Source organism: Streptomyces sp. NBC_00457 (assembly GCF_036014015.1).
In the GTDB taxonomy this organism is placed as follows: Bacteria; Actinomycetota; Actinomycetes; order Streptomycetales; family Streptomycetaceae; genus Streptomyces.
In genome coordinates this window covers 5,060,768-5,072,643 of record NZ_CP107905.1, presented here as the reverse complement: position 1 = coordinate 5,072,643, position 11,876 = coordinate 5,060,768, and the positions used below count along the sequence as shown (strand labels likewise).

General features: G+C 70.2%; 15 protein-coding genes. 7 read left to right on the top strand and 8 right to left on the bottom strand.

Translation table 11 applies throughout. From position 1 onward, the window contains the following. Positions 1–8: 8 nt before the first annotated feature. Positions 9–587: a TetR/AcrR family transcriptional regulator gene (locus OG828_RS22970; protein WP_328502174.1), complete on the bottom strand. Its 579-nt coding sequence runs from the start codon at positions 585–587 to the stop codon at positions 9–11. Between the two features lie 145 nt (positions 588–732). Here OG828_RS22970 and OG828_RS22965 point away from each other — a divergent pair, with 145 nt between their 5' ends. The 3 genes from OG828_RS22965 (at position 733) to OG828_RS22955 (ending at position 2,085) form a co-directional block, all read left to right on the top strand. Beyond that, positions 733–1,362, top strand: coding sequence for a dihydrofolate reductase family protein (locus tag OG828_RS22965; protein WP_328502173.1), 630 nt, complete (start codon positions 733–735; stop codon positions 1,360–1,362). 73 nt (positions 1,363–1,435) lie between these two features. Further along, positions 1,436–1,579: a hypothetical protein gene (locus OG828_RS22960; protein WP_328502172.1), complete on the top strand. Its 144-nt coding sequence runs from the start codon at positions 1,436–1,438 to the stop codon at positions 1,577–1,579. An 86-nt stretch (positions 1,580–1,665) separates the two neighbouring features. Continuing rightward, positions 1,666–2,085 (top strand): DUF3592 domain-containing protein, encoded by a 420-nt coding sequence (locus OG828_RS22955; RefSeq protein ID WP_328502171.1) that lies wholly within the window; start codon positions 1,666–1,668, stop codon positions 2,083–2,085. 41 nt (positions 2,086–2,126) lie between these two features. Here OG828_RS22955 and OG828_RS22950 read toward each other — a convergent pair whose 3' ends face one another. Beyond that, positions 2,127–2,576 (bottom strand): DoxX family membrane protein, encoded by a 450-nt coding sequence (locus tag OG828_RS22950; protein ID WP_328359858.1) that lies wholly within the window; start codon positions 2,574–2,576, stop codon positions 2,127–2,129. Between the two features lie 110 nt (positions 2,577–2,686). On the opposite strand from OG828_RS22950, the gene OG828_RS22945 reads away from it, so the two are divergent. Together OG828_RS22945 and OG828_RS22940 are read left to right on the top strand one after the other, a co-directional pair. Then, a complete protein-coding gene (locus tag OG828_RS22945; protein WP_328502170.1) occupies positions 2,687–3,889 on the top strand; it encodes an amidohydrolase family protein in 1,203 nt (400 codons plus the stop codon). A gap of 46 nt (positions 3,890–3,935) precedes the next feature. Beyond that, positions 3,936–4,124, top strand: coding sequence for a ferredoxin (locus OG828_RS22940; RefSeq protein ID WP_328359854.1), 189 nt, complete (start codon positions 3,936–3,938; stop codon positions 4,122–4,124). Here the strand turns inward: OG828_RS22940 and OG828_RS22935 are convergent. The 4 genes from OG828_RS22935 to OG828_RS22920 all read right to left on the bottom strand — a co-directional run bounded on the left by OG828_RS22935 (position 4,121) and on the right by OG828_RS22920 (position 7,690). Beyond that, positions 4,121–5,044, bottom strand: a complete 924-nt coding sequence (locus tag OG828_RS22935) for an FkbM family methyltransferase (RefSeq protein ID WP_328359852.1) — start codon at positions 5,042–5,044, stop codon at positions 4,121–4,123. The two genes, OG828_RS22940 and OG828_RS22935, sit on opposite strands and share 4 nt — an antisense overlap. 83 nt (positions 5,045–5,127) lie before the next feature. Then, complete coding sequence (locus OG828_RS22930) at positions 5,128–6,309, bottom strand: amidohydrolase family protein (RefSeq protein WP_328502169.1); 1,182 nt, start codon at positions 6,307–6,309, stop codon at positions 5,128–5,130. 39 nt (positions 6,310–6,348) lie between these two features. Beyond that, positions 6,349–6,549 (bottom strand): hypothetical protein, encoded by a 201-nt coding sequence (locus OG828_RS22925; protein ID WP_328359846.1) that lies wholly within the window; start codon positions 6,547–6,549, stop codon positions 6,349–6,351. A gap of 7 nt (positions 6,550–6,556) precedes the next feature. Next, entirely contained in the window at positions 6,557–7,690 is a 1,134-nt protein-coding gene (locus OG828_RS22920; protein WP_210580686.1) for an amidohydrolase family protein, read from the bottom strand. A gap of 206 nt (positions 7,691–7,896) precedes the next feature. Between OG828_RS22920 and OG828_RS22915 the strand changes: the two genes are divergently transcribed. Together OG828_RS22915 and OG828_RS22910 are read left to right on the top strand one after the other, a co-directional pair. Continuing rightward, positions 7,897–8,559: a TetR/AcrR family transcriptional regulator gene (locus tag OG828_RS22915; protein ID WP_328502168.1), complete on the top strand. Its 663-nt coding sequence runs from the start codon at positions 7,897–7,899 to the stop codon at positions 8,557–8,559. Positions 8,560–8,944: 385 nt separating this feature from the next. Then, on the top strand, positions 8,945–10,321 hold the full coding sequence (locus OG828_RS22910; RefSeq protein WP_328502167.1) for a hypothetical protein: 1,377 nt from the start codon (positions 8,945–8,947) through the stop codon (positions 10,319–10,321). 47 nt (positions 10,322–10,368) lie between these two features. Here OG828_RS22910 and OG828_RS22905 read toward each other — a convergent pair whose 3' ends face one another. After that, a complete protein-coding gene (locus OG828_RS22905) occupies positions 10,369–11,127 on the bottom strand; it encodes a glycosyltransferase family 2 protein (protein ID WP_328502166.1) in 759 nt (252 codons plus the stop codon). An 8-nt stretch (positions 11,128–11,135) separates the two neighbouring features. Next, positions 11,136–11,759: a UTRA domain-containing protein gene (locus OG828_RS22900; RefSeq protein ID WP_328439416.1), complete on the bottom strand. Its 624-nt coding sequence runs from the start codon at positions 11,757–11,759 to the stop codon at positions 11,136–11,138. Positions 11,760–11,876: the final 117 nt, after the last annotated feature.

The following is an 11,876-nucleotide window of genomic DNA, read 5'->3' as shown; positions in this document are numbered from 1 at the left end:
ATGAAGAGTCAGTCGAGCGTGGTCAGCGCGACCTCTACGAGGGGTTCGAGGGCGCGGGCGTCCGGCGTGATCTTCGAAGCCACCAGGAGGCCGTTGAGGAAGGTGACGAGGAAGGCGGCGAGGGTGTGCGGGTCGTGCCGCGTCGAGATCTCGCCGCGCTCGGACGCCGCGCGCAGCAGGTCGGTGAGCGCGTCCTGGTTGGCGCCCAGCACGTCCCGCACGGTGCGCCGGGTCGGCTGGTCCTCCGGCAGGCGCTCGGTGGCGGCATTGACCAACAGGCAGCCCCTGCCGCCGTGTTCGACAGCGATGCGGATCCGCTCGACCAGCAGCGCACGGATCGCCGACCGGGCATCCGTCCCCTCGTCGAGACTGCGCAGTGCCGCCGCCGCGAACGTGGTGCGGTAGTGCTCCAGTGCGGCCCGGTACAGGCCGTCCTTGCCGCCGAACGCGGCGTACAAGGACCCCTGCCCGATCCCGAGGTGCTGAGTCAGATCGCGCACCGACGTCGCCTCGAACCCGTGCGCCCAGAACAGCTCCATCGCACGGCTCACCGCCGCCTCGGTGTCGAACTCCCGGGTCCTTGCCATGCGCCCACGGTAACTTATCTGGATCGCTCGCTCAAGAATGCGTGAGGCCGGCGGCGGTGCTCGCGGGCCGATGAGTTTCCGTGTGCCACGGTGTCCAAGGAGTGGGGACGATCCTGTCTCCCTGTCGGGAAGAGAGTGGTGTGCGATGAAGCTGGTGGTCCAGGAGTTTCTGACGCTCGACGGTGTCTCGCAGGGGCCGGGCTCCCCGGACGAGGACCCGAGTGACGGGTTCACGCGGGGCGGCTGGTTCGTGCCGCATCTGGACGAGGAGTTCGAGCGGCTGGCCACCGCCTGGCTCGGCGAGGCGGACGCGTTCCTGTTCGGGCGCCGTACATACGAGAACTTCGCGCGGGACTGGCCGAAGATGACCGACCATCCGGGCGCCGCCACCCTGAACGGCCTGCCGAAGTACGTCGCCTCCCACAGCTTGACCAGGGCCGACTGGAACCCGACCACGATCCTGTCCGGCGACATCCCCGCCGAGGTCGCCGAGCTGAAACGGCAGCCCGGCCGGGAACTGCAGATCCACGGCAGCGCGCGGCTGGCCCAGTCCCTGCTGGCCGCCGGTCTCGTCGACACGTTGCGGCTCGCGATCGCCCCGGTCGTGGTGGGCCAGGGCCGACGTCTGTTCCCGGACGGTGGCGCCCCGGCCGGGCTGCGTCTCGTCAGCCACCGGACGACACCGGGCGGCCTGTCGGTGCACGTCTTCGAATCGACGGGACTTCCGGCGTACGGGACGTACGGAGCCGACCGGGCGGCTGAACCCACGAGCTGAGCGGCGTGTCCGGGCGGGCGGGGTCGGCGGCTCGGAGCAGGGTGGTCGGCACTGTCATCGCCGAGGAGGAATCGTGAAGCGTCGTGTTTGCGCCGTCTTGGCCGTTGCCCTCGCCGGGCTGATGCTGCTCGTGGTTCCGGCCGCGGCGAAAGACGGCTATGGCAACGTCGAGAGAAACGAATGGAACGTCCCTCTCATCGGCGTCCGCCTGCTGTAGTGCTGCGACCGTACGGCCTGGGATAACGTCCCTCTCCGGACAGGTGAGAGGAATGGCGGGGTGCTCGCCGGTGGATCGTGTTCGGGGTGATCGCGTTCGGGTCGCTGTTCTTGGTCGTCGGGTTGATCCTCGCGGGGGTGTCGGTCTCGTTCCTGGCGGATGCCGAGCGTGCCCGGGGCACGGTGGTCGCGCTGGAGTGGCGGAACGACCAGAGCGGCGCGACCCGCAAGCAGCGGCAGAACGACAAGCCCACGGCCTACCCCGTGGTCGAGTTCACGTCGGCGGACGGCACGCCGAGGACGTTCCGGGACTCCACGGGTTCCAACCCGCCCTCGTACGAGGAGGGTGAGCGGGTCGAGGTGCTGTACCGCGCCGATTCCCCCGAGGACGCGCGGATCAACGGGTTCGCCTCGCTGTGGCTGCTGCCGCTGATCTTCGGTGGGATCGGGCTGGTGTGCGCGGGGATCGGGACGGCCGTCGCGATGGTGGGGCGCAGGCGTTCCTAGGTCGCGTGGGCGAGGTCCTTCGATGTCCTTACGGCTACGACCTACCCGAAGAGCCCCAGCGCCGCGTCCACCGACCACGACTGCCACCCCATCGCGAACAGCGTGACCAGCGAGATCAGCGCCATCATGAGGTTCTGCCCCTGCTCGGCCCAGTCGTGGATCATCAGGACGAGATAGATCAGGTTGAGCAGGAGGCCGGCGACCAGGGCGATCGGTGTGAGGAAGCCGACGATGAGCCCGAGGCCGAGCGCGAGTTCCGCGTACGCGACGACGTACGCCATGAGGCGCGGGCGGGGTTTGACGATGCGGTCGAAGCCCTGCCGGACGAAGCCCCAGCGGTGTTCCGCCGCGATGCCGGCCGCCCACCTGATGCCGCCGCCGGCGAACCAGTCCCGCTTGTCCTTGTGCCGCCAGCTCTCCAGCCACCACAGGCCGAGGCCGACTCGGAGGACGGCGAGCCACTCGGCGCCGCTCAGCCAGATGCTCTGCATGTGGACCTCCCCGGGGTCGGGCGCCGGTTCCCGTGCCGCCATTCCCTTGCTGCCGTGAGAAGGCTGCCCTAACCTCTGAATCTGATGGATCGTCAGATTAGGGGTACAGCGTGAGCGATACCAGGGATCTGCCCAAGGTCATCAGCGTGGACGATCACGTGATCGAGCCGGCGCACCTCTTCGAGACGTGGCTCCCGGCCAAGTACCGGGACAAGGGGCCGAAACCCTTCACCGCCGGCATTGGCGACCTCGCGTACGTCGGCGGGAAGTACCGGTTCACGACCGATCCGGACGGCCAGATCACCGACTGGTGGGAGTACGAAGGCGAGTTCTTCCCGTACAAGCGCATCATCGCGGCCGTCGGCTTCTCACGGGACGAGATGACGCTCGACGGGATCACACGGGAGCAGATGCGGCGGGGCTGCTGGGATCCGAAGGCCCGGCTGGAGGACATGGACATCAACCATGTCGAGGCCTCGCTCTGCTTCCCGACCTTCCCCCGGTTCTGCGGGCAGACCTTCGCCGAGGCCAAGGACAAGGAGGTCGGCCTCGCGTGCGTGCGCGCCTACAACGACTGGATGGTCGAGGAGTGGTGCGGGGACAGCGGCGGCCGGCTGATCCCGCTGTGCCTGATCCCCCTGTGGGACATCGAGCTGGCCGTCGCGGAGATCCACCGCAACGCCGCCCGGGGCGTCCGTGCCGTCACCTTCAGCGAGATCCCGACCTATCTCGGGCTGCCCTCCATCCACTCCGGCTACTGGGACCCCTTCTTCGCGGCCTGCGAGGAGACCGGGACGGTGGTCAACATGCACATCGGGTCGTCCTCGCAGATGCCGGCCGCCTCACCCGACGCTCCCCCCGCCGTCCAGGCCTCCCTCAGCTTCAACAACGCCATGGCGTCGATGATGGACTTCCTGTTCAGCGGCGTGCTGGTGAAGTTCCCCCGGCTCAAACTCGCGTACAGCGAAGGGCAGATGGGCTGGATCCCGTACGCCCTCGAGCGCGCGGACGACGTGTGGGAGGAGCACCGGGCGTGGGGCGGCGTCAAGGACCTGATTCCGGAGCCGCCGTCGACGTACTACTACCGGCAGATCTTCTGCTGCTTCTTCCGTGACCGGCACGGCATCGAGGCCATCGAGACCGTCGGCGTGGACAACGCGACCTTCGAGACGGACTATCCGCACGTCGACTCGACCTGGCCGGAGACGAAGAAGGTGGCGGCCGAGCATGTGGCCGGTCTCTCCGACGAGGTGACGTACAAGCTGCTGCGGGGCAACGCCATCCGGATGCTGGAGCTGCCCTTCGACCGGTAGCGGCGGGCTCGATTCACGGGGTCGTCGGGCGGGAACGGGAAGGGGCATGAAGGTCTCCGTCGACCCCGACCGCTGTTATGGCTCCGGCGATTGCGTCTACCGGGTGCCGTCCGTCTTCACCGCGGAGGACGGTTTCGGTGCGGTGATACCGGGGCGTGAGGACACCGGTGACGATCCGCGGGTGCGGGAAGCGGCAGAGAGGTGTCCTTCGCAGGCCATCACGATCGCGGACTAACCGGTCAGTTCCTCGGCATCCATGCGGGAGAAGACCAGCTCTGTCTCACCGACGATCGGTCCCCGCCAGCGCACCGGTGGCGACGGGCTGCGCAGGGCGTGGGGGTAGCTCTCCGGCTTGTAGCTGTTGGGGAGGCGGTAGGTGTGGAAGCCGTGGGCGCGCATGGTCTCCAGCAACTCCTCCACCGAATCGCCTAGTTGGGCCATTCGGTCCGGCGTGACCTCTACGGCGATCTCCGCGTCGTCCCTGAGGCGGTCGAGGACGGGGGCCAGGCCTCGTACGACGCTGCCCTCCGCTCCCTCCACGTCGATCTTGATCACGCGGGCGTGGGCGAGGTCGGCCGGGTCGAGGAGTTCGGCGAGCGGCTGGGCCTCGGCCTCGAAGGTGGACTCGGCCGGGCCGTCGTACGGGACGATGGAGTTCGCGCCCATGTTGCGGGAGCTGGCCAGGACGAAGGTGAGCGTCTTGTGGCCGTCGGAGACCGCGGCGTTCACGGTGCGGACGTTGGTGCAGTTGTTGAGGGTGAGCTGCCGGCGCATCCGGTCGTGGAAGGCGGGGGACGCCTCCACGGCCACGACGCGGCCCGTGTCGCCGACGAGCCGGGAGCCGAGGACCGCGAAGTAGCCCACGTTGGCGCCGACGTCGACGAAGGTGTCGCCGGGGCGCAGCCGGCCGCGGAGCCAGGCCGTCATGTGGGGCTCCCAGACGCCGAACAGATAGACGTAGCGCTGGATGAGGTCCTGTGTGTCGACCGCGAACCGGGCGCCGAACCGGGTCTCCACGACCCGGCGCCTGGGATGCTCCCGCAGATGGGAGTTGAGGTACCGCGCGGCCAGCGGTGCCTTGCCGAGCGGCACCGGGGCGTCGCGCACGTACCGGCGGCCCAGGGTGATCAGGGCCTCGGTGATGCCGGTACTCATCGCGCGCCTCCGGTGCGGCTCTCGACATGATCGACAAGCGTCAGCGAGTGATCAAGCGATGATCAAGCGATCATCAACGGGGATCAACGGGTGATCAACTGCTGGGCATTGTTGTACATGATGTCTTCCTGGACGGACGCATCCAGCCCCTCCATCAGCTTCCAGTATTCCGCCGGCGCCGCGACGCCCTCCGCGTGCGGGTAGTCCGAGCCCATGACCAGCGACTCGTGGTAGCCGAGCCGCGCGACCAGGCTCGGGATGTCGTCCTCCGGATACGGCACCACGCGGACGTGCTTGCGGAAGACCTTGCTGGGGCGCTCCTCGAGCTTTCCGCCGATCCAGGGACCGTTGCGGCCCATGCCCCGGCTCTTGTCCATGTGCCCGACGAAGTGCGGCACCCACTCCGCGCCGAACTCCGACACCAGGATGTTGATGTCGGGGAAGCGGCCGAAGAGGTTGTCGAAGATGAGCGCGGAGAGCGTCTCCTCGATCGGGCGCTGGCCGTAGGTGTTCATCCACTGCCACGCCGACATCCGGAAGTGGATCGGGTTCGGCTCGAAGCCCCAGGCGGGCGCCACCTGCGAGTTGTAGTAGAACTCGCTGATGTGGTAACAGACGCTCGCCTTGGCCTCGTTCACCAGTTTCCAGAACGGGTCGAAGTACGGGTCACCCGGCGAGCGGCCGTACACCGGTCCGGTCGGCAGCAGGATGAAGCGGGCGCCCTGCTCCAGGACGTACTCCAGCTCCTTGACCGCGCTGTCGAGGTCACGCAGTGACAGCAGGGCGGGGGCGTAGATGCGGCCCTTGTGGTCGAAGCCCCAGACCTCGTTCATGTACCGGTTGAACGAGTGGACGTTGGCGTACAGCGCCTCGGACGATTTCACGTACTCCTCGGCGACCAGCGCCCAGCCGCCCGGATACATGATCGTCTGGTCGACGCCCTGCTCGTCCATGAGTGTCAGCCGGGCGTCGCGGTTCTGGTACGCCTCGTGCATCGGCTCGAACTGGTAGGTCTCCTCGGGGTTGCCCGAGGCCATCGCCTTGAGCATCTCCTTGAGCGAGCCGGGCCGGTAGACCTGGCCGAACTCCGGCTCCAGGCATACGACGATCCGGTCGCCGGCGAGGATCACCTCGCGGCCGTCCGGCAGGGTGATCGGGGCGACCGCCGTGCCGAGGAACTCCTTGGGGAGGTAGCGGGTGAAGGAGTCCCGCTCCTCGTACATGTGCTGGTCGCAGTCGAAGATCCGCTTGCGCTGATCGGTCATCGCCATCGCCTCCCGGCGCGTTGGGTTACGGGGTGGACATCAGGAGTTGGTGTGCCGGCGGGCGAGCCGCAGCCCTTCTTCGCGGCTGGGGGCGACGACCTCCCAGCGCTCGCAGGAACAGGCGCAGATGTAACTGCCGTCGTCCCGCGGGATCACCGACTGGGCCATACAGCGGTTGCCGGAGCCGGCGACCTCGTGCAGGAACTCGGTCGGCGAGTCGTACATGACGTTGTCGGACATGGCGGCCTCAGGCGGCGTTCGCGCCGGCCGGCAGCGGCGGCACCTCGGGGAAGAGTTCGGCGAAGGCGCCCACCGTGATGCGCTCGCGCAGGGCCGGGTCCACTCCGTCGAAGAGACCGTGCAGGGTCTCTTGGGTGTGGCCGAAGGTGCCCTCCATGTGGGGGTAGTCGCTGCCCCACATGACGTTGCGGTAGCCCATCGAGGAGGCGGCGGCCACCGCGGTGGCGTCGTGCTGGAAGGACGCGTACACCTGCGAGTAGATGATCTCGCGGGGTGAGCGCTTGAGCTTGGGGCGGACCATCTGGTGGTGCTGCCGGTAGCCCTCCTCGATCCGGTCGGCGATGAACGGCACCCAGGTCGCGCCGCCCTCGGCGACCAGGACCTTCAGGTCCGGGTGCCGGTCCAGCGCGCCGGAGGCGACCATCTTGGTCACCGCGCGCTGGCCGCCGTACGTCGTCTCGGTGTAGTTGAGCACCGCGCCGCCGGGGCCGCGGAAGACGACGCCGATCTGGCCGCCGGTGGTCAGGTCGACCGGGTCGGTGCCGATGTGGAAGGCGAGCACGACGTTCGCCTCCTCGGCGAGCGCCCAGAAGGGCTCCCACACGTCGTGGTTGTAGTCCTTCTGCTTGGGGTGCGGGGCGGTCGGCAGGAAGACCGCGCGGTAGCCCATGGCGGCGACCCGCTCCAGCTCGTGCACGGCGTCGTCGACGTCCAGGGTGGACACCTGCGCGGCCGGTACGAGACGGGGAGTGGCCTGCGCGATGGTCTCCCAGGCCCAGTCGTTGCTGACACGCAGCGCCTCGCGCAGGGCCTCGGGCGTGCGGAAGGACGAGGACCACATGCCCAGTGACGGGAAGACCAGCTCACCCCAGACGCCCTCGTTGTCGAGGTCCTTCATCCGCAGGCCGATGTCCCGGGCGCCCGGCGCGCGATGCGTGGCCTCCATGAACTCCTGAACCTTGACCGGGGGCGTCGCACGGCGGAAGGACATCCCGTCGATGTGGACGGTCTCCCACGCGCCGTCGGGGTCCTTCTCCGAGCGCGGCATCAGCTCGGCCAAGTGCTTGGGCAGGTTGCTGACCCATAGGTCGTCCGGCTCCAGGAAGTGTGAGTCGGCCGAGTTGGCCCAGATCTTCTCCATCGTCGTTCTCCTTCGATCGACACGCCTGGAGGTGGTGAGGTGGTGAGGTGGTGCGAGGTGAAAATGGCGTTTTCATAGTTGGCTCGGCTGGGAACGCCTGTCAATAGGTGTGCGGGTGAGAACGGGGTAGAACCGGGAAGCGCATCCATCGCTAGACTGGTGGCGCACGGGATCGGGATTTTCGTTCTTCGGCAGAGAGTGGGGCGATGGCGGAGCAGGATCAGCGCGCGGAGCGGGCGCGCATCATCGAGGCGGCGCATCGCTGCCTGGCCTCGACGGGCGGGGCATCCGTCTCGGTGAGCGACATCCTCGCGGAGACCGGGCTGGGCACCCGTGCCTTCTATCGGCACTTCGACTCCAAGGACGACCTGCTGCTCGCGATGTTCCGCCGCGACCACGACCGGGTCACCGCGGAGCTGCAGACGGCCATCGCGTCGGCACAGGGCCCCGAGGACGCGCTACGGCGCTATGTGCAGAGCCGGATGCGTCTGGTCTCGGAGAAGCGCCGCCGGCAGCGCGTGCTCGTGCTGACCTCGGAGGAGGTGCGCCGGGCACGCGGCTACGACGCCGAACTGAACCGTGCCGCGGAGGGCGCGGAGGCCATCCTCGCCCTCATCGTGGAGCAGGGGCGCGACAGCGGGGACTTTCCCCTGGTCAACGACGTCCGGGCGGACGCGCGAGCGATCGCGGCGGTGCTGCAGCGCGCCTTCGACGAGCAGATCCTCCGGCCCAGCGCCCAGAGCGCCGAGGAGGCGAGCGAGCAGGTCATCGACTTCGCGCTGCGGGCACTAGGGGCGCCGACGAGGGACACCTCCGCCTCCGGCGGAACGGGCCGGAGGGGAGCGGCGGTGGGTGATCGGCGGGGGTGAGTGGGGCGAAATGGGGTGCCCTCCGAGCGGGGGTGTCCGAGCGCGTGGCAGACGGTGGCGACGCGGCGGGCGGGGGGTCGTGGCGGTGGACGAGGTCTCTCGCGAGGCCTGGATCACGGTGAAGCAGCGGTGACTGGTCGGCGCGGGTGACCAGGGGCGGAAGGGGGCCCGCGCGGGTGTGGCCGAGCGCGCGGGAGACGGTGGCAACGCGGCGGGCGGGGGCGCAGGCCGTGCGTCTGCGGCATGATCCGCCGACAGGCTCCGGGCCCCGGGCGGCGGGCGGGGTCTCTCGCGGGGCCTGAATCGCGGCGAAGTGAGAACATTGTCCGGAGCCCCGTGGTGCTGAAGGGCTCCCTGACGGACCTGTGGTGTCGAGAGGCCCCCGATGGATCTGGACGCTGTCGCCGACGAGCTGTACGGACTGCGGCCGGAGGACTTCACCGCCGCCCGCGCCGCCCGTGTCGCGGCTGCCCGCACCGCCGGGGACCGCGCCCTCGCCGAGCGGATCGGCAAGCTGCGCCGCCCGAGCCTGTCGGCGTGGGCCAGCAACCTCCTCGTACGCGAACAGCCCGAGCAGATCGAGCCGCTGCTCAAGCTGGGGGAGGCCCTGCGGCAGGCGCACCAGGATCTGGACGGGGCGCAGTTGAGGGCCCTCAGCCGGCAGCAGCGGAGCCTGATCAGCGCGTTGTCGCGGCAGGCGGGCCAGTTGGCCGCGAACGCCGGTCACCCCCTCAGCGAGGGCGCGCAGCGCGAGATCGAAAGCACCCTGCACACGGTCCTCGCCGATCCGGAGGCCGCCCGCGAATGGGCCACCGGCCGACTCGCCAAACCCCTCACCGCCACGGTCGGTTTCCCCGCAGCCGCCCTGTCGGCCGAGCCGCGCGCCGCCCCTGTCGGCAGGCCGCGACCCGTTCCTGCCGCCGAGCCGCGCGCCGCCCCTGTCGGCAGGCCGCGACCCGTTCCTGCCGCCGAGCCGCGCGCCGCCCCTGTCGGCAGGCCGCGACCCGTTCCTGCCGCCGAGCCGCGCGCCGCCCCTGTCGGCAGGCCGCGACCCGTTCCTGCCGCCGAGCCGCGCGCCGCCCCTGTCGGCAGGCCGCGACCCGTTCCTGCCGCCGAGCCGCGCGCCGCCCCTGTCGGCAGGCCGCGACCCGTTCCTGCCGCCGAGCCGCGCGCCGCCCCTGTCGGCAGGCCGCGACCCGTTCCTGCCGCCGAGCCGCGCGCCGCCCCTGTCGGCAGGCCGCGACCCGTTCCTGCCGCCGAGCCGCGCGCCGCCCCTGCCGCCAAGCCGCGCGCCGCCCCTGCCGCCGAGCCGCGTCGCGCCCCCAGTGCCAGGCCGCGCCCCGCCTCCGCCACCCAGCCGCGTCCCACCCCCGCCGCCCAGCCGCGTGCCGCCAAGCCACGCACCGCACCCGCCGAGCCGCCGCCCAGCAGAGCCGGCAAGCAGCGTCGCGAGCGCCTGGACCGGGCTCGCAAGGACGCCCAGGACGCCGACGCCGAACTGCGTGCCCGCGAGAAGGAAGCCGCAACCGCCACCCGCGACGTCGACCAGGCGCGGAAACTGGCGGAGCAGCTCCGGCGGCACATGGACGAACTCTCCGCCGAGCTGAAACGCACCGAGGGCGAGTACGAGGAGGCACGGGCCGCCGAGCGCAAGGCGCACGAGGATCTACGACGCACCGAGCGCCGCATCCGCGAGGCCAGACGCCGGGCCGAGACCGCCGCCGCGAAGGTGGAACGGCTGGTTCAGTCAGCGCCCGGATAGCTCTACCCCAGTTCCGCCAACGCCCGCACCCGCGGTGAACGGCTGGTTCAGTCGGCGGCCGGATAGCTCCACCGCAGCTCCCCCAACGCCCGTGCCCGCGCCTCCACCACCGCCATCCGTGCCTCCCGTTCGCCGGGATCGACATGGGACGCCTGCCCGGTGACCTGCCCCTCCCACTTGCGGTACAGCAGCCCCACCTCCGCCGAGAACCAGCCACGGCTCACGGAGTTGAGGGCGAGCAGCAGGCCGGTGTCCTCGGACGCGGGGAGGGCCATCCAGCCGCCGAGCGCCAGCAGCAGGTCCCGGCGTACGCACAGCGTGGCCGGGTGGACCTGGGCGCGGAAGTCGTTGGCCTTCCAGAAGTTCAGTACGGTCCCGCGCTCCACGGGGCCGTGGCCAGGATCGCCGGGGAAGCCGACCGTCGAGCCGTCCGGCAGGAGGTCCAGCGCCCGCGACGTCGCCCAGCCGATCGTGGGGTCGGCCTCAAGGGCCGCCAGGTCGCGGGCGAGCGCGCCGGGGGTGAGCTGGTCGTCGGCGTCGAGGATCTTCACGTAGTCGCCGTCGGCCTGCGCGAGGGCGATCGTGCGGGCGACACCGGGGCCACCCGGGCGCCCCTGACGGAAGGTCACGCGGTCGTCGTCGGGGACGTACGGGGCGACGGCATCGGTCGTGCCGTCCTCCTGGATCACCCAGTGCCACTCCCAGCCGGCGGGCAACTCCTGTGCGCAGAGCGACTTGTGGGCGTCCGCCAGGAACGCGGCCGAGGGCGCGTGCACGGCGGTGACGACGACGACGCGCCGGCTCACGGCAGCGCTCACCACCTTTCCAGGGGCGTGGTGAAGACGAGTTCCGTGCGGTCGCCGGGCAGCGTGACGTGGGAGATGTCGACGACGCGGTCATGGATGTCGTACGACGTCTTGCGCAGCAGGATCACCGCAGTACCGGGCGGCAGCTCCAGCTCTCGCGCCTCCTGAGGCGTCGGTGGACGGGCGGTGAAGCGTTCCTCGATGCGGTCCACCTCGATGCCGACCGTGGAGAGCTGGTGCTGGGTGCCGCCGGGCCAGGGTTCCTTGCTGTCGTCCAGGACGTCGGGGTTGGCCGCGATCATGTCGTGGACCAGGTAGGAGGTGACCAGGCTGAAGGGGGCCGTCCCGGTGGCGCAGCGGGTGCGGTACGTCCGCTCCAGGAGCAGGGTCCCCGCCGGGACGCCGAACGCGTCCGCGAGGGCCTCCGGTGCCTCGATCGTGCGGTACTTGGCGTAGAAGACGAGGTCGTCGCGGTGCAGTCCGGTCTCGTGTTCCGTGGCGCCGGTCCCGGCCCGCGTGCGCAGCGGACGGCGGGCGCGGTCCTTCTCCCACTGGTGCCGCGCGTTGTCGCGGACGGCGCGGGGGCGCGGGTGGCGGAGGTCGTCCTCGATCTCTTCGTACGCTTTCGGCACAGCCTCAGCCTAAGACTCCCGGCGAAAACAGCCTCACAGAAGACGTCCGCACGAAAAGACCCGATCGCTGGCGACGGGGGATGCACCAGCGATCGGGCTATGGCCAAGGCTAACAAG